Annotated in this window: 17 protein-coding genes; 8 read left to right on the top strand and 9 right to left on the bottom strand. The window is 63.9% G+C overall.

Going from position 1 to position 15,556, the window contains the following annotated elements; genetic code table 11:
* Nucleotides 1-23 precede the first annotated feature (23 nt).
* From EA795_RS17840 to EA795_RS17830, 3 genes are all read right to left on the bottom strand, one after another.
* Nucleotides 24-317, bottom strand: a complete 294-nt coding sequence (locus tag EA795_RS17840; RefSeq protein WP_014853766.1) for a co-chaperone GroES — start codon at nucleotides 315-317, stop codon at nucleotides 24-26.
* A 246-nt stretch (nucleotides 318-563) separates the two neighbouring features.
* Nucleotides 564-1,022 carry an FxsA family protein gene (locus tag EA795_RS17835; RefSeq protein ID WP_014853767.1) on the bottom strand — a complete coding sequence of 153 codons (459 nt, stop codon included), beginning with the start codon at nucleotides 1,020-1,022 and terminating at the stop codon, nucleotides 564-566.
* 126 nt (nucleotides 1,023-1,148) lie between these two features.
* Nucleotides 1,149-1,856 carry a HugZ family pyridoxamine 5'-phosphate oxidase gene (locus EA795_RS17830; RefSeq protein WP_122078821.1) on the bottom strand — a complete coding sequence of 236 codons (708 nt, stop codon included), beginning with the start codon at nucleotides 1,854-1,856 and terminating at the stop codon, nucleotides 1,149-1,151.
* 91 nt (nucleotides 1,857-1,947) lie between these two features.
* On the opposite strand from EA795_RS17830, the gene EA795_RS17825 reads away from it, so the two are divergent.
* A complete protein-coding gene (locus tag EA795_RS17825) occupies nucleotides 1,948-2,706 on the top strand; it encodes an SDR family oxidoreductase (RefSeq protein WP_014853769.1) in 759 nt (252 codons plus the stop codon).
* A 63-nt stretch (nucleotides 2,707-2,769) separates the two neighbouring features.
* On the opposite strand, the gene EA795_RS17820 is transcribed toward EA795_RS17825, so the two are convergent.
* Nucleotides 2,770-3,774 carry a DUF481 domain-containing protein gene (locus tag EA795_RS17820; RefSeq protein WP_058077801.1) on the bottom strand — a complete coding sequence of 335 codons (1,005 nt, stop codon included), beginning with the start codon at nucleotides 3,772-3,774 and terminating at the stop codon, nucleotides 2,770-2,772.
* A 113-nt stretch (nucleotides 3,775-3,887) separates the two neighbouring features.
* On the opposite strand from EA795_RS17820, the gene EA795_RS17815 reads away from it, so the two are divergent.
* Nucleotides 3,888-4,247, top strand: a complete 360-nt coding sequence (locus EA795_RS17815) for an MGMT family protein (RefSeq protein WP_122078746.1) — start codon at nucleotides 3,888-3,890, stop codon at nucleotides 4,245-4,247.
* A 40-nt stretch (nucleotides 4,248-4,287) separates the two neighbouring features.
* Nucleotides 4,288-5,988, top strand: coding sequence for an AmpG family muropeptide MFS transporter (locus tag EA795_RS17810; protein ID WP_014853772.1), 1,701 nt, complete (start codon nucleotides 4,288-4,290; stop codon nucleotides 5,986-5,988).
* A gap of 4 nt (nucleotides 5,989-5,992) precedes the next feature.
* On the opposite strand, the gene EA795_RS17805 is transcribed toward EA795_RS17810, so the two are convergent.
* A complete protein-coding gene (locus EA795_RS17805) occupies nucleotides 5,993-6,817 on the bottom strand; it encodes a mechanosensitive ion channel family protein (protein ID WP_058074154.1) in 825 nt (274 codons plus the stop codon).
* A gap of 74 nt (nucleotides 6,818-6,891) precedes the next feature.
* Nucleotides 6,892-7,371, bottom strand: a complete 480-nt coding sequence (locus EA795_RS17800) for a YajQ family cyclic di-GMP-binding protein (RefSeq protein WP_014853774.1) — start codon at nucleotides 7,369-7,371, stop codon at nucleotides 6,892-6,894.
* Nucleotides 7,372-7,510: 139 nt separating this feature from the next.
* Here EA795_RS17800 and EA795_RS17795 point away from each other — a divergent pair, with 139 nt between their 5' ends.
* From EA795_RS17795 to EA795_RS17775, 5 genes are read left to right on the top strand one after another with little or no spacing between them, the layout of a single operon-like run.
* A complete protein-coding gene (locus tag EA795_RS17795; protein WP_058077803.1) occupies nucleotides 7,511-8,476 on the top strand; it encodes a GGDEF domain-containing response regulator in 966 nt (321 codons plus the stop codon).
* Entirely contained in the window at nucleotides 8,476-9,390 is a 915-nt protein-coding gene (locus EA795_RS17790) for a putative 2-dehydropantoate 2-reductase (RefSeq protein ID WP_122078744.1), read from the top strand. The genes EA795_RS17795 and EA795_RS17790 overlap by 1 nt, the downstream gene beginning before the upstream one ends.
* A gap of 46 nt (nucleotides 9,391-9,436) precedes the next feature.
* Nucleotides 9,437-11,452: a sensor histidine kinase gene (locus tag EA795_RS17785; protein WP_122078743.1), complete on the top strand. Its 2,016-nt coding sequence runs from the start codon at nucleotides 9,437-9,439 to the stop codon at nucleotides 11,450-11,452.
* Between the two features lie 12 nt (nucleotides 11,453-11,464).
* Nucleotides 11,465-12,055: a cob(I)yrinic acid a,c-diamide adenosyltransferase gene (locus EA795_RS17780; protein ID WP_122078741.1), complete on the top strand. Its 591-nt coding sequence runs from the start codon at nucleotides 11,465-11,467 to the stop codon at nucleotides 12,053-12,055.
* Nucleotides 12,048-13,076 carry an ion transporter gene (locus EA795_RS17775; RefSeq protein WP_122078739.1) on the top strand — a complete coding sequence of 343 codons (1,029 nt, stop codon included), beginning with the start codon at nucleotides 12,048-12,050 and terminating at the stop codon, nucleotides 13,074-13,076. The genes EA795_RS17780 and EA795_RS17775 overlap by 8 nt, the downstream gene beginning before the upstream one ends.
* Before the next feature lie 30 nt (nucleotides 13,077-13,106).
* Here the strand turns inward: EA795_RS17775 and EA795_RS17770 are convergent, their stop codons facing one another.
* The 3 genes from EA795_RS17770 to EA795_RS17760 form a co-directional block, all read right to left on the bottom strand.
* On the bottom strand, nucleotides 13,107-13,862 hold the full coding sequence (locus tag EA795_RS17770) for an alpha/beta hydrolase family protein (protein WP_122078738.1): 756 nt from the start codon (nucleotides 13,860-13,862) through the stop codon (nucleotides 13,107-13,109).
* A 10-nt stretch (nucleotides 13,863-13,872) separates the two neighbouring features.
* Nucleotides 13,873-14,988 (bottom strand): DUF3182 family protein, encoded by a 1,116-nt coding sequence (locus tag EA795_RS17765; RefSeq protein WP_122078736.1) that lies wholly within the window; start codon nucleotides 14,986-14,988, stop codon nucleotides 13,873-13,875.
* 230 nt (nucleotides 14,989-15,218) lie between these two features.
* The coding region (locus EA795_RS17760) for an FAD-dependent oxidoreductase (protein WP_158601302.1) at nucleotides 15,219-15,556 on the bottom strand (338 nt) is incomplete at its 5' end.

Raw genomic sequence — 15,556 nt, 5'->3', positions numbered from 1 at the left:
TTGGTTACGGGAGATGCGGGTTATCAGGCTTCGACGACAGCGAGGATCTCGCTTTCGCTCATCACCAGCAGGTCTTCACCGTCGACCTTGACGGTGTTGCTGCCGGAGTAAGGGCCGAAAACCACCTGATCACCGACCTTCACGGCCAGAGCGCGTACTTCGCCGCTGTCCAGCACCCGACCGGTGCCAACAGCAACGATCTCACCACGGTTCGGCTTCTCGGCAGCGGAGCCCGGCAGGACGATGCCGCCTGCAGTTTTGGTTTCTTCTTCGCTGCGACGAATCACGACGCGGTCATGCAGAGGACGAAGCTTCATTGTCGATCTCTCCTAACAGAGTGGTTCCATGCCGATGCATCTCATCGGCGGGTTGGCAAATCCGGCAAGGCCGGTTGCGTCTCGCAACGCGAGCCGCAGAAGACGGACTGTCGAATCTCGACAGCAACCTTTCGGTGTCCGCTACATGCGGGCGTGCAAGGTTATTTCAAGGGTGCCGCTGAAAATTTCTTGTCCATGAACGAAAACCGGCATGCACAGAGGCATGCCGGTTGATGAAGATTTCTGTCACTGGTCGCGGTCGCGACGCTCCCATTCGCCCTCGATCACGTTCGGTCGCTGCGGCCCGGAACGGGCCTGCATGTCCTCATGGAAAGCGCGCTGACGCTGGGCACGGGCCTCGATACGCCGGGTCAGCGCGCCGAACAGCAGCTTGCGAGTCGGCGGAAAGAGGATGACCAGCGCCAGTGCATCGCTGATGAAGCCGGGCAGGAATAACAACCCGCCGCCGATCGCCATCAGCATTCCCTGGAGCATTTCACGTTCGGGCAGCTCGCCGCGAGCCAGGCGCTCCCGGGCGCGCCAGGCGGTGGCAAAACCGGCCAGGCGCATCAGCAGCACGCCCGCGATGCCGCCCAGCATCAGCAACAGAATGGTCGCCAGCGCGCCGATGGCGCTGCCGACCTTGATCAGCACATAGAGCTCGGCCAGCGGAAAGATCAGAAACAGCAGTAAAAAGATACGCATCATGAATCCTTGGCGGAAGATAGGCTTCCAGTGTTCTGAAGATGATGGCGCGGCAGGCCGAATTCAACCTGCGCGACCAGCAGTTTGTAAGCGGATCATGCACCGCATGGCTGAAGCGAAACTGAATCAGCGGCGCGCCATCGCCACCAGCGCCTGGCGCACCGCCAGCGGCGTCTCGCAGATTTCGGCAAAAGGCAGCCAGTGCAGCGCCTGGCCGATACGCAGGTGAAAGCCCTCGCTGTCGATACCTGCCAGTTGCGCCGGTGGGCTGGCCGGCAGCCCCGCCTGTTCGACGTAATGCGCGATGGCCGCGGCGTGGTCGTCATTCATGTGCGCAACCATGCCCTGCTCCTGCGCGCCGTCGCCGGCAGCGAAGGGATTGGCCAGGGCAACCTCGTCCAGCCAGTGGATCGCGCCGAAGCCGCCGATGTAGCGCCAGCGCACGGGTTGCAGCACCCAGAAATCGAAATCGTGGACGCGGTGGTAATCGCCCGCTTCGGGAAAGTAGCGGTAATAGCGCCGCGCGGCAGCCTCGACGACTGGCGGATCGACCAGTTGCCGCGCCTCGGCCAGCACCGTGAGGCGTCCGGCTGCCTGCACATCCTCCGCCGCGCGCTCGCCCACCAGCAGCGAGCACTTGTTGTCGGTCTGGAGATTGCGGGTGTGCTGGGCGATACGGCTGATCAGCAGCAGCGGCCAGCCGTTGGCATCCAGGCAATAAGGCACTGCCGAGCCAAACGGAAAACCGGGCATCGACCGGGAATGGGTGGAGAGCACACCACGGTATTCCTCGAGCAGGAGTTGTCGTGCATTCTTGACGGCTTGTGCGCTCACCAGGGGTTCCTCGAATGACTTCTGGATGGCTCGCAGCATAAACGGTTTCAACGCGAGCATGGCTCGCAACGAACGACAGGATGGAGGTGCCATGCAGCTGAAAGACAAGATCATCATCGTCACCGGCGGCGGCCAGGGGCTCGGCCGCGCGATGGCGGAGCATCTGGCCGCCAAGGGCGCACGCCTGGCGCTGGTCGACCTCAACGAGGAACGCCTGGCCGCAGCGGTGGCGGCCTGCAAGAGCGCCGGTGGTGACGCACGTGCCTATCTGTGCAATGTCGCCGACGAAGAGCAGGTCAGCGGCATGGTCGCACAGGTCGCCGAGGACTTCGGCGGCCTCGACGGCCTGGTCAACAATGCTGGCATCCTGCGCGATGGCCTGCTGCTCAAGGTCAAGGACGGCGTGATCGGCAAGATGAGCCTGGCCCAGTGGCAAGCGGTGATCGACGTCAACCTCACGGGGGTGTTCCTCTGCACCCGCGAGGTCGCGGCGAAGCTGGTGGAACTCCAGCGCGCAGGCGTGATAGTGAACATCTCGTCGATTTCCCGCGCCGGCAACATGGGCCAGACCAACTATTCCGCGGCCAAGGCCGGCGTGGCGTCCGCCACCGTGGTCTGGGCGAAGGAGCTGGCCCGCTACGGCATTCGCGTCGCAGGCGTGGCCCCTGGCTTCATCGAGACCGAAATGGTCGCCAGCATGAAACCCGAGGCATTGGAGAAAATGACCGCGGGCATCCCGCTCCGGCGAATGGGCAAGCCGGAGGAGATCGCCCATTCGGTGGCGTACATCTTCGAGAACGATTACTACACCGGGCGGATTCTGGAGCTGGACGGCGGCCTGCGGCTCTGAAGGCCGCGGCAGTCCTCGAGCGGCGAGCGACGTAGATCTCTCGCCGCTCGAGGACTGCGGCTGTTACCAGCCCACCCCGAAGCCGATGGAGTAGCGGGTTTCGTCGGTTTCGCTCTCGGCGCCGCTGACGATATCCCGTTCGGCCTTCATGTTCAGCGAAGCCCAGTCGGTCACCTTGTAGCGCAGCCCGACTTCGGCATCCAGCGCGTAATCGGCCACGTCTTCCAACGGCTTGCCGACTTCGCCGGAGCTGAACAGCTCGAAGGTCTTGCCGACCAGATAACGGTTGTAGTCCCACTTCACGGCCGCCAGGAAGAATTCGTCCTTGCTGCCGTCGGCATACTCGTAATCGCTGCGGTTGATCAGCGAAGCCAGCGAGAAGGCGCCCAGTTCGTTGTCCCAGAACTGGTAGCCGGGACCGGTACCTATGGTGCGCTGGCGGCGAACGTCTTCGATCTGGTCGCGCTTGTAGCTCAAGCGCCCCTGCCAGAACCAGTGCTCGTCAAGGAACCGGTCGAGCGCGTATTCGGCATCCCAGTTGTCGGTGACGGTCACGCCATCGCGGTATTCACGGTTGTAGTTGCCGTTGCCGTTGTGTCGCCAGAGGCCATGTCGCGCCTTGGTGTCGAAGGACACGTCATAGTCATCGGTGTCGGTTTCCGCACGCTTGTAGTCCATCGCCACGTCGATGTTGCCCTTCCAGGTGAAATCCTGGATCAGCGGCTTGGGATGGATGATCTGCGAGATGCTCGCCAGCTCGACGGTACGCGGCGCCGCACCATTGGCGAGAACCACGGTGCCGTCCTCGGACGCCTGCATCGTCTGCACCACTTCACCCGTCACGTCGTCCTGCTTGATCAGCAGCTTCTGGTCGCTTTCCAGCGTCGCGATCGCACTCCATTTCAGCGGGATCGAGCCACCGTAATCGGTTTCGAGTAGCAGCTTGCCGCCATCCAGGACGCTGATCTTGCCCGTCAGGCGATCACCATTCTTCAGCCATACGGTATCGGCCAGCAGCGGCAGGGAAAGCGTGGACAGGGCCACACACAGCAGGGTTTTGGGAAACATAGAGGGAACTGAAGGTCTGTTCGAGTGGGTTGGAAGGCTGCATTATCCTTATGCCCGTAGTCACAGCAAGCAATGACCGCCAGGCGGAAGCCGAGTTCACCGGAAGCGCGTCCATGACAGAACAATCTCCCCTGCTGCCACCCGATGCCGATGCCCAGACGCGCCGCGCCGCCGTCTATCTGGTCATGGCGCAGATTCCCGAAGGCAAGGTGGTGAGTTATGGTGAGCTGGCCGCCATGGCCGGCCTCGGCCGTGCCGCGCGCTGGGTCGGACGGCTCATGTCGCAACTGCCGGACGATACCCGCCTGCCCTGGCACCGGGTGATCGCAGCCGGCGGCCGGCTCAGCCTGCCGGCGGGCACCGCGGCGGGTCACGAGCAGCGCATGCGTTTGCGCGCCGAGGGCCTGACCATAGTCAACGACCGGGTGGACGTGCGTCGGCACGGCTGGCATTCATCCGAGCACAGCGGGTAGAGTGCGGCTTTTGCCTCCATTGCCGACAGATCATCGCCGTATGTCCCGTGAAACCTGGCGCGACGCCCTCGCCGCCTATGCCAGCCCCGCCTCGCTGACGCTGCTCATCCTCGGATTCGCCGCCGGATTGCCGGCGATCCTGGTGTTCTCCACGCTCTCGGTATGGCTGCGCGAAGCGGGGGTTTCCCGCGAAACCATCGGCTTCGCCAGCTGGATCAGCCTGGCCTATGCCTTCAAATGGGTCTGGTCGCCCATGCTCGACCAATGGCGCCTGCCCTGGATCGGGGCACTCGGCAAGCGCCGTTCGTGGCTGGTGCTGTCGCAGGTCGTGATCGCCGTCGGCCTGATCGGCATGGCGCTGTGCAACCCTCAGGAAAACCTGACGCTGCTGATTGCATTGGCCGTGGCTGTCGCCTTCGCCTCCGCGACCCAAGACATCGCCATCGACGCCTATCGCCTGGAGATCGCCGAAGATCGCCTGCAGGCCACCTTGGCCGCCAGCTACATGACCGGTTACCGCATCGCCATGCTGCTGGCCAGTGCCGGCGCGCTGTTTCTCGCCGAGTGGCTGGGGTCGAGCAGCCTGGACTACAACCAGGCTGCATGGACCACCACCTACATCGTCTTCGCCCTGCTGATCGTGCCGGGCCTGATCACCAGCCTGCTGATCCCCGAGCCTCAGGCAGCCGCACCGTTGCCCAACGAACCCTCCCGCTACACCTTCAATCACCAGCTGGCATCGGTAGGCCTGCTGCTGGTGCTGCTGATTTCCGTGCCGGCGATGATCAATGCGCTGATCGCCCAGGCCTGGCCGCGGGCGACGCTCTACGCGCTGTTCATCCTCGGCAGCATTTCTCCGGTGGGCCGGGCGCTTCTGGTGCCGGTGCGGCATATCCTCGGTCAGGCCGGGCAGAAGCAGCGCCCGTCGCGCTTCGACTTCGCCCACCAGGCGGTGTCGGTGATCGTGCTGATCATCCTGATGGTCTCGACCACCGGTATGTTCCAGTCCTACTGGGGCGGCTACTGGCCGCGCGGCACCATGTACCTGCTGATCTGCTGGGGCTGCCTGTCGGCACCCGGGCGCATCCTGATGGGCCCGGTGCTGACGCCGATCACCGACTTCATCGTGCGCTACCGCTGGCAGGCGCTGCTGTTGCTCGGGCTGATCGCCACCTACCGGATGTCGGACACGGTGATGGGCGTGATGGCCAACGTGTTCTACATCGACCAGGGCTTTTCCAAGGACGAGATCGCCAGCGTCAGCAAGCTGTTCGGGCTGATCATGACGCTGCTCGGTGCGGCCTTCGGCGGCTTGCTGATCGTGCGCTTCAGCATCCTGCCGATCCTCTTCATCGGCGGCGTCGCCTCGGCGGCGACCAACCTGATGTTCATGCTGCTGGTGGAGATGGGCGCGAACCTGCAGATGCTCATCGTCACCATTTCCTGCGACAACTTCAGTGGCGGGCTGGCCTCAACGGCCTTCGTCGCCTACCTGTCGAGCCTGACCAACCTGAAGTTCTCGGCCACCCAGTACGCGCTGCTCAGCTCGCTGATGCTGCTGCTGCCGCGCCTGCTAGGGGGCTATTCAGGGGTGATGGTGGAGCATCTCGGCTACAGCAACTTCTTCCTGGTCACCGCCCTGCTCGGGGTGCCGACGCTGGTGTTGATCGCCTGGCAATGGACGCGCAACCGCCAGCACCCCGACGCGGCGCGGAGCACGCCGTCTTCCGAGCACGGCTGACGGCTCAGCCCTGAACGACGTGCAACTCGCGGCGCGGCAGCGGAACGCCAATGCCGGCCTCGGCGAAACGCTCCTTGAGCTGTTCGGTGAACGCGAACGTCACCGGCCAGAAGTCGCCCGTGGCGACCCAGACGCGCAGCGACAGGTTCACCGCACTTTCACCCAGACCGGTCACGAACACCACGGGCTCGGGGTCACGCAGCACGCGCGCATCCTCGGCGATCTCCAGCAGAATCTTGCGGGCCAGCCGGATATCCGCGCTGTAGGCGATGCCGACGTTGATGTCCGCACGCCGACGCTGTTCGCGTGAATAGTTGGTGATATGGCCGTTGGACAGGCTGCCGTTGGGCACCACGATGGTCTTGTTGTCGGCGCTCTTGAGCACAGTATGGAAAATCTGGATGGAGTGGACGGTGCCTGCCACGCCCTGGGCCTCGATCCATTCGCCGACCCGAAACGGACGAAACAGCAGGATCAGCACACCACCGGCGAAGTTGGCCAAGCTGCCCTGCAGGGCCAGACCCACTGCCAATCCGGCCGCACCGATCATGGCGATGAACGACGTGGTTTCCACACCGACCATCGAAGCCACGCTGATCAGCAGCAGGATCTTGAGCGCTACCCCGGCGAGGCTTTCGATGAAGCCATGCAGCGAGGGGTCGACCTGACGGCGACGCAGCAGCGCGCCGAGCCTGCCCGTCAGCTTGTTGATCAGCCACCAGCCGATCAGGAAGGTGATCAGCGCCAGCAGCAGCTGGGCCGAGTACTGCAGCACGATGGGCAGCCATGCCTCGGACAGGCCGACCAGGTATTCGATATTGACATCCATGATGTACGGACTCCTGAAAGCAGAGCACACCGATCGTGCGGTGTGCTGGGGTAAAGCGGAAGAAAAGTGGCGGATCAGTCGCGGAAGTTGTTGAACTGCAGCGGCATGCCGAACTCATGGGCACGCAGCAGGGCAATCGCCTCCTGCAGGTCATCGCGCTTCTTGCCGGTCACCCGGACCTGCTCGCCCTGGATGGCCGCCTGCACCTTGAGCTTGGCGTCCTTGATATGCGCGACGATCTTCTTGGCCAGCTCCTTGTCGATGCCCTCGCGTAGAATCACTTCCTGCTTGACCGTCTTGCCCGACGGGTAGGGATCCTTGAATTCCAGGCACTGGATATCGATCTTGCGCTTGACCAGGCTCAACTTGAGGATTTCCAGCATCTGTTCCAATTGGAAATCGGCTTCGGCGGTCAGGTTTACCGTCAGATCCTTGTGTTCAAAACTGCCTTTGCCGCGCAAGTCATAACGCCGCTCCAGCTCCTTCATGGCATTGTCGATTGCGTTGGTGACTTCGTGTTTGTCCAGTTCGGACACCACGTCGAACGAGGGCATGGGATTCCTCCAGATTGATGGCGCCACGGTGTGACCGAGCGCGCCGTGCTTGACGATTGAAATACGCCATCATTATAACCATTCAACCTGGCGGTGCTGACCGCAGGCGACACGACAGCCTTTCCGACCGAGATCATCAATGCCCAACCCCCAACTCAGCATTCTGGTTGTCGACGACGCCAAATTCTCCAGCGTGATGATCGGCCGCGCCCTGTCCAAGGCCGGCTACCAGGACATTCGTTTCGCCGACAGCGCCAGCGCCGCACTGGCGCTGATCGAACAGCGGCCGGCCAACGTGCTGCTGGCCGACTGGCTGATGCCGGAGATGGATGGCCTGGAACTGACCGCCCAGGTCCGCCAGCAGGACGAAATGTCCGCCCATTACACCTACGTCATCCTCCTCACCGGCCGCGACGGCCAGGATGTGCTGAGCCAGGCGTTCGACCGCGGGGTGGACGACTTCATCAGCAAATCCGCGATGCACGAGCAGCTGGTGCCACGGGTCTATGCCGCCGACCGCCTCTGCGGTTCGCTGCAACGCCTGACGCAGACGAATCGCACATTGACCGAAGACCTCAACGATCTCGAACAGCGCAACCTGATCGACCCGATCACCGGGCTGGGCAATTCGCGCTACATGAACCAGAAGCTGGGCGACAGCCTGCGGCAGATCGAGAGTCGCGGCGGCGCGCTGTGCTATTTGCTGATCGGCCTGCAGGAACTGGCATCCCAGCGGGACCGGCACGGCGAGGAATATCATCACGAGCTGCTGCGGGGCGTGGCGCGGCGCCTGCAACAGCTAGTACGGCCATTGGACGTACTCAGCCGCCTGGATGAAGATCATTTCGGCTTGCTGGCCCTGGTCGACGACGTCAAGGCCTGCTCACCCAGCAGTTTCAAGCGCCTGCATGAAGGCCTGAACCTCAAGGCGTTCAAAACCAGCGAGGGCTTCGTCTCGCTCAAGGCCGGCATCAGCCTGGTCAGCGTGGACGCGAACGCCTTTCCCACCGATGCTCCGGCGGTCACCACTCAGGCACGGTCACTGCTGCGCGATGCCTACGCAACGGGACGCATCGTACCGCTGCGGCTGAAGCAATCGGGCTGATGACCACCTGGCATGTGCTCGGTGCGGGCAGTCTCGGCATTCTCTGGGCGAGCCGCCTGGCCCGCGCCGGGCTGCCCGTCCGGCTGATCCTGCGCAACCCGGATCGCCTGAACGACTACCGGAACGCCGGCGGCCTGCGACTGACGGAGAACGGCCAGACCCACCTGTACAGAATTCCCGCCGAACTGGCGCAAGCGGATACGCCGATTCGCCGCCTGTTGGTCGCCTGCAAGGCCTACGATGCGGAAAACGCCGTCGCCCAGGTTGCCAGCCGCTTCGCCGAATCCTGCGAAATCCTGCTGCTGCAGAATGGCCTGGGCAGTCAGCAGGCAGTGGCCAGCCGCTGGCCCGCTGCGCGTTGCCTGTTCGTTTCCAGTACCGAAGGCGCCTACCGCCAGAATGGCTTCCACGCCACCTTCGCCGGCCAGGGGCAGAACTGGCTGGGCGACCCGAATGATTCAACCGCTCCGGCGTGGCTGGAAGACCTTGCCGCGGCATCGATTCCCCATCGGTGGACCACCGACATCATGGGGCGCCTGTGGCACAAGCTGGCGCTCAACTGCGCAATCAACCCCCTGACGGTGCTGCACGATTGTCGCAACGGCGAACTGCGGGCCCATCCCCAGGCGCTCGATGCACTGTGCGACGAACTTGCCGCGCTGCTCGTGGCGAACGGTTACCCCGAGCTGGCAGCCGGGCTCGCGGAGGATGTGCGACAGGTCATAGAGGCAACCGCAGCCAATTATTCGTCGATGTACCAGGACGTCCATGCAGGGCGCCGCACCGAAATCACCTACCTGCTGGGCCATGCCTGCAGCACGGCGGCGCTCATCGGCCTGAAAGTGCCCCACCTGGACGGGCTGCACCGGCGCCTGCAAACGCTGCTGGATCGCCGCGGATTGCCCAGGGACTAAGGCGCCGCTAACCTGCCAGGATCATCCTGCCAGACATTGTCTTCCCATGAATCTGCGCCAGCAGCTCGAAAACCTTCCGGTCGGCCGCAAACTGCTGGTCGCCATGCTCGTCCTGCTGGCAGCCGTCCTGCTGGTTTCCAACCTCGCGTTCATCAGTGCCGCCTACTGGATTTCCCGCCAGAGCGTTGCCCCCCAGGCCATGCACACGCTCGGCGAACTGCTCGCCACCGAGGAATTGAGCAGCAAGGCGCTGGCCTCCGAAGCATCGGCCAACGCTCTGCTGGCGCGCCTGGCGGACTATCCTCCCCTGCGCGGGGCGATCATCTACGACGCCGCCGGTAACAGCCTCGCGCAGCTTCAGCGCGGCGAGCGACTGGCCCTGCCGGAACGCCTGGAAAAGGTGCACACCTGGCGGGCCGGCGAGATACGCGCCAGCCTGCTGGTGGAGCTGCCAGCGAGCGAAGGTCGAACCGGCCATCTGCTGATGGTCGCCAGCAGCGAGCTGCCAGGCGCCTTCTACAGGGGCACGCTGACGGCCAGCCTGGCCATTCTCGCGGTCAGCCTGCTGCTGTGGATCATCGTCGCGCGGCAGATCCGCCAGCTGATCAGCCGCCCGATCCGCGATCTCGAAGCCCTGTCGCGCCAGGTCACTCGCGAGGAGAACTACGCCTTACGCGCTACGCCGAAGAACCAGGACGAGATCGGCCGCCTGGCCGATGCCTTCAACACCATGCTGTCGCGCATGGAAGCCCGCGAGCAGCAGCTCAAGCGCGCCCGCGACGACGCCCAGGAAGCCTTCGATCACGCGCAGGGGCTGGCCGAGCAGACCCGCCATTCGAACCGCAAGCTGGAACTGGAAGTCCAGGTGCGCAGCAAGATCGAGCAGAAGCTCACCGGCTTCCAGCATTACCTCAACAGCATCATCGACTCGATGCCCTCGGCGCTCATCGCGCTGGACGAACAGCTCTACGTCACCCAATGGAATCAGCAGGCCAGCCAGCTTTCCGGCACCTCGCTGGACGATGCACTGAACCAGCCGGTGTTCATCGCCTTCGAGCCGCTCAAGCCCTTCCTCACGCAGATTCGCCTGGCCTCCGAGCAGCATCAGGTCGCCAAGATCGAGCGCGTCACCTGGCTGCTCAACGAGGAACCCCGGCATTTCGCGCTGACGCTCTATCCCCTGATGGGACAAGGCGGTCGCGGGGTGGTGATCCGCATCGACGACATCACCGAGCGCATCAACATGGAAGAAATCATGGTGCAGTCGGAAAAAATGCTGTCGGTCGGCAGCCTGGCGGCCGGTATGGCCCATGAGATCAACAACCCGCTCGGCGCCATCCTGCACAACGCACAGAATATCCGCCGCCGGCTGTCCCCCGAGCTGGAACGCAACCGCAAGAGCGCCGAGGAAACCGGCGTACAGCTGGAAGCCGTCAACCAGTACCTGCAGCGCCGCGAAGTGCCGCAATTGCTGGACGGAATCCAGCAGGCCGGCTCCCGCGCGGCCAAGATCGTCAGCCACATGCTCAGTTTCAGCCGGATGAGCAATCGCCAACTGGCCGAGTGCCAGTTGCCGGTGCTGATCGACCAGGCGCTGGAGATCGCCGGCAACGACTTCGCACTGATCGAAGGCTTCGATTTCCGCGCCATCGATATCGTTCGCGATTTCGATCCTCAGGTGGATCGTGTCCCCTGCATCGGCAACGAGCTGGAACAGGTGCTGTTGAACCTGCTGAAGAATGCCGCCCAGGCCATCCACCAGAAAGGCAGCGACGTGCCCGGGCAGATCATCCTGCGTACCCGTCTGAATCCGCCCTGGGCGGAAATACAGGTCGAAGACAACGGTAGCGGTATACCCGAACGCGTCCGCAAGCGTATCTTCGAGCCCTTTTTCACCACCAAGGAAGTTGGCCAGGGAACCGGCCTGGGCCTTTCCGTTTCGTATTTCATCATCACCAACAATCACAAGGGCCAGATGGAGATACAGTCCCGGCCCGGACAGGGCAGTACCTTCACGCTGCGCCTGCCGCTCTCCACGCCATCCGAACCAACCAGCTATTAACAAGGACCGAACATGGGCAACCGACTGTCGAAGATCTACACACGCACCGGCGACACGGGCGAAACCGGGCTGGCAGATGGCCGTCGTGTGCCCAAGAGCCATCCGAGAATCGAAGCCATGGGCGAGCTGGATACGCTGAACAGCCAGCTGGGGTTGCTGCTGGCAGACCTCGCGCAAGAACAGGGGCAATGGCCGGGGCTCGCCGAGCTGATCGAAGTGCTGAGTCATTGCCAGCACCGTCTGTTCGATCTGGGCGGCGAACTGGCCATGCCGGAGTACCAGGCGCTGGACGAGGCTGAAATCAGTCGACTGGAAGCGGCCATCGACCGCTGGAACCAGGAGCTCGGCCCCCTGAAGGACTTCATCATGCCCGGCGGCTCGCGCCTGATCGCCCTGGCGCACCTGTGCCGGAGCCTGGCGCGCACGGCGGAGCGCCGCTGCCAGCTGCTCAACGCCAGCGAACCCCTGCGTCCGGTGGGGCTCGCCTATCTCAATCGTCTGTCCGACCTGTTCTTCGTGGCCGCCCGCCTGATCGCCCGCCGCCAGGGCTGCGCCGAAATCCTCTGGCAGGCGGCCAGTGCGCCGGATAGTGCGAATGCCTGAGCGGCCGCTCGCCCCTCCGGCTCGGCAGCGCGAGGGACTGCATGTCGCCTGGGAAGCGCTGATCGTCCTGCTGGTGTGCGCGAACCTGGGGCTGATCCTGTTCGACGGCCTGTTCGCCATCGCGCCGATCAGCCAGCTCCTGGCGACCTGGCTACCGGCCTGGCATGCCGCCTACGATCAGCACATCCACGCCAATTTCCAGCTCATCGACCTGGGCTTCGTGACCATCTTCGTCCTGGATGTATTGCTGGGCTGGACGATCGCCTTGTTCGAACGCCGCTACGCGCGCTGGTGGTACTACCCCTTCGCACACTGGTACGACGTGCTCGGCTGCATTCCACTGAGTGGTTTCCGGTTGTTGCGCGTGCTGCGTGTTGGTGTGTTGCTGGTCCGCCTGCAGCGGCTGGGCCTGATCGACATGCGTGGCTGGGCCTTGTACGGCCTGCTCAGACGCTACTACCTGCTGTTGCTGGAAGAACTCTCGGACCGGGTCATGGTGCGGCTGTTCAGCCGCCTGCAACAGGAGATCGGCGCCAGCGACGACCTTTCCCGGCGGCTGCTGCAGGAAGTCGTCAAGCCACGCAAGGAGCGCCTGCTCGACGACCTGTCACGGCGTCTGCAGGGTATGCTGGAAAACGGCTACCGGGACAATCGCGGCGCCATCGAAGGCTATGTGGGCAGCCTGATTCATCAGGCGTTGCGCGACAACCGCGAGGTACGCAACCTGCGACGCGTGCCGCTCGGCGGGCGCCTGGCCGACACGCTGGACGATGCCCTGGCCGATATCGCCGCGCGCCTGATCCAGGGTGCGGTCGACGGTCTGCAGGGTCCGCAGTTCCAACGCCTGGCGCGCAATCTCGCCGAGGAATTCTTCGACGCCTGGGTGTACCAGGACGAGAACACCGACCTGGCGCTGGAAGAACTGCTGGTCGATGTCATCGAGGTGCTCAAGCAGCAGGTACTCGACCGGCGCTGGAGCGGTTTCATCGGGCCTGTCGAACCGCCTACCCCGCCGGAATGACGATGCGCAGCGGCGCCCGCTTGCATAGGGTCATTCGTCCTTCCTGCGGTTGAGTCGCCCGCCCACCACCATCTCAGTCGCCCAGCCGACCAGGATGTCGGTATAGGCGCGCTGGCAGCTCTCTTCGCTCAAGGCGTGATCGGCACCGAGGAGGATCCGATGAGTCAGCGAGTGCGTCTGCTGGAAAGCCGCACGGTAGCTCATGATGGTCTCGTGAGGGACGAAACTATCCTGCTCCGACTCGACGATCAGCACATCGCCTCTGAACGCGGCACAGGCTGCCAGCGCTCGATTGTCCTCGGGTCTGACCCTGCTACGCCGCAAGCGGTTGAGCACCTCACGGTCGAGCTGGCGCTTGGGCATGACCCAGTCTTCATCGCGGTAGAGCGCTGGCACGCGCATGGCCAGCCAGCGCACCGGCCGCAGCGAGGTCAGGATTGCCGCCAGATAACCGCCGTAGCTGGTGCCCACGACCGCGATGGCCGAGGGATCGATATGCGGATGTTGCGCCAGCAGATCGTAGGCCGCGAGCAGGTCCTTCAGGTTCTGTTCGCGCGTCACCGTCTGCTGCTGGGCCTGGGTCTGCGCATGACCGCGCAGATCGAAGGACAGGCAGATGCAGCCCAACCCGGCGATACCCCGGGCCCGTGCCAGATCCCGCGCCTGGCTGCCACCCCAGCCATGCACGAACAGCACACCGGGCAATTTCGTCGGCGGGGTAAGGAAGGTCCCGGCGATGTGTTCGTCTTCGACCAGGATGTCTACCGCTTCGCTATGAGTTGCCATAGGCTCCGCTCTAGTCCTCTACCGTGACGTACTTGGTGATGAAACCGACTTCCGCATCCTGCCCCTGGAACATCAGGGTCGCATTCGCGGGCAGGCTCGGGTCTTCGCCGTACAGCTCCACCGAAGAGGCCCGCACGGCCCCCTCGACGCGCCCCCGGACGATCACCTCCAGGGCGGCGATCTCCGCGCTACTGGCGCCGCCGATCCGCCAGGATTGCTCCAGCACGCCGGAGCAGACGCGGCCCTTGCCATCGACGCCGCGCGCGATGTCGTAGTTGCGCCTGGAGGCGAAGAAGTCGCGATAGCAGCTCGAGGCCGCTTCGTCATATGCCTGGGCCTGTGACACCGCCTGCCGGGTCGACTCATCCAGGTCCAGCCTCAACAGCGCATCGAAACCGCCCTCGACCACCAGCAGGTCCGAGCCGCCGTAAACCATTTCGCCCGTATTGTCCTGGGTCAGACGCTGGGTGCCGTGATAGCTGATCACCCGGCCGGCCACCCGGGCCTGCCCGACACTGAAGGTGGTGACCTCGTCGAGGTGCGCCTCGAGCACCAACCCGTACTGGCGCAACTCCTTTTCGTCGAGCTGCGCCAGCGCCTCGTCCAGCTCATGCACACCGCTGACCTTTTGCTGGCCACGGCCGCCGGTTGCCCGCACGGGCTTGATCCGCAGCGCCCCCTCTTGCAGCAACCTGTGTCCCGCCTCGCGCGCATCCGCCAGGGAAAATGCGCTGTAGCCACGCAATACGCAGCCCTTCACGCGGGCGCCGAAGGGGCGGGACCAGCCCACCGGCGCTTCGGCGTCGGGACGGATCAGCGGATGGGAGATGGCCTTGGTTTCGACGAACGCCTGCGGCACCACTCCGCCGAACAGATCGGTTTCGCCGCCCAACCCCAGCTCGCGCGCCTGCCGGGCGCCAATGACGGTGCCGGAGGGAACGAAGTAGAGCTTCCCCGAATAATCCATGGCAGGGTCATATTCACCAAGAAAGGCCATGCCCTGGAGTCCGGCGATACGCCTGGCCAATTCGGCGTGTACGGAGGCTTCGTGCTGCGGTTCCCGAGCTCTGTTGCTCAGCGTAACCACCGCACCGCGGGTGTTCTGCGGTGTATCCGCTTTCATCATCTGTGGATGGCTCCATGAACTGCTGACAGATGCATGACGAAACGGCCGACCGGCGCTCCATCCGCTCGCTTGCAGTCGAACCCGAGGATTCGCTGTACAGCAATAGACTGCGGATGTGCGCTAACTATCCTTCGATCGCACCTGGCGGTCGGACGAAGCCGACAGCGCGGATAAACGAAAAAGGGAGCGGACCTCGCGGCCGCTCCCCTTCTTTTTGCGCCTTGCGTCACTTACGCCGGTACGGACGTCCGGATCAGGTGGTCGAAGGCACTCAGCGAGGCCTTGGCGCCTTCGCCCACGGCGATGACGATCTGCTTGTAGGGCACCGTGGTCACGTCACCGGCCGCGAACACGCCGGGGATGTTGGTCTGGCCCTTGGCGTCGACGATGATCTCGCCGAAGCGCGACAGCTCGACGGTGCCTTTCAGCCAGTCGCTGTTGGGCAGCAAGCCGATCTGCACGAAGATGCCTTCCAGCTCGACCTCGTGCAGCGCTTCGCTGGTGCGGTCCTTGTAGACCAACCCGGTGACTTTCTGACCGTCGCCCTTGACCTCGGTGGTCTGCGCCA

It is taken from the genome of Stutzerimonas nitrititolerans, assembly GCF_003696285.1.
Lineage (GTDB): Bacteria > Pseudomonadota > Gammaproteobacteria > Pseudomonadales > Pseudomonadaceae > Stutzerimonas > Stutzerimonas nitrititolerans.
Note: the sequence above shows the minus strand (reverse complement) of the source record. Positions and strands in the feature narration are given on the sequence as shown.

Bases quoted from the DNA above. Each gene is read 5' to 3' on its own strand.
- EA795_RS17790 (WP_122078744.1), top strand. From the start codon at position 8,476: ATGACCACCTGGCATGTGCTCGGTGCGGGCAGTCTCGGCATTCTCTGG.
- EA795_RS17810 (WP_014853772.1), top strand. From the start codon at position 4,288: ATGTCCCGTGAAACCTGGCGCGACGCCCTCGCCGCCTATGCCAGCCCC.
- EA795_RS17765 (WP_122078736.1), bottom strand. From the start codon at position 14,988: ATGATGAAAGCGGATACACCGCAGAACACCCGCGGTGCGGTGGTTACG.
- EA795_RS17795 (WP_058077803.1), top strand. From the start codon at position 7,511: ATGCCCAACCCCCAACTCAGCATTCTGGTTGTCGACGACGCCAAATTC.
- EA795_RS17805 (WP_058074154.1), bottom strand. From the start codon at position 6,817: ATGGATGTCAATATCGAATACCTGGTCGGCCTGTCCGAGGCATGGCTG.
- EA795_RS17815 (WP_122078746.1), top strand. From the start codon at position 3,888: ATGACAGAACAATCTCCCCTGCTGCCACCCGATGCCGATGCCCAGACG.
- EA795_RS17820 (WP_058077801.1), bottom strand. From the start codon at position 3,774: ATGTTTCCCAAAACCCTGCTGTGTGTGGCCCTGTCCACGCTTTCCCTG.
- EA795_RS17825 (WP_014853769.1), top strand. From the start codon at position 1,948: ATGCAGCTGAAAGACAAGATCATCATCGTCACCGGCGGCGGCCAGGGG.
- EA795_RS17785 (WP_122078743.1), top strand. From the start codon at position 9,437: ATGAATCTGCGCCAGCAGCTCGAAAACCTTCCGGTCGGCCGCAAACTG.
- EA795_RS17800 (WP_014853774.1), bottom strand. From the start codon at position 7,371: ATGCCCTCGTTCGACGTGGTGTCCGAACTGGACAAACACGAAGTCACC.
- EA795_RS17840 (WP_014853766.1), bottom strand. From the start codon at position 317: ATGAAGCTTCGTCCTCTGCATGACCGCGTCGTGATTCGTCGCAGCGAA.
- EA795_RS17780 (WP_122078741.1), top strand. From the start codon at position 11,465: ATGGGCAACCGACTGTCGAAGATCTACACACGCACCGGCGACACGGGC.
- EA795_RS17835 (WP_014853767.1), bottom strand. From the start codon at position 1,022: ATGCGTATCTTTTTACTGCTGTTTCTGATCTTTCCGCTGGCCGAGCTC.
- EA795_RS17770 (WP_122078738.1), bottom strand. From the start codon at position 13,862: ATGGCAACTCATAGCGAAGCGGTAGACATCCTGGTCGAAGACGAACAC.
- EA795_RS17775 (WP_122078739.1), top strand. From the start codon at position 12,048: ATGCCTGAGCGGCCGCTCGCCCCTCCGGCTCGGCAGCGCGAGGGACTG.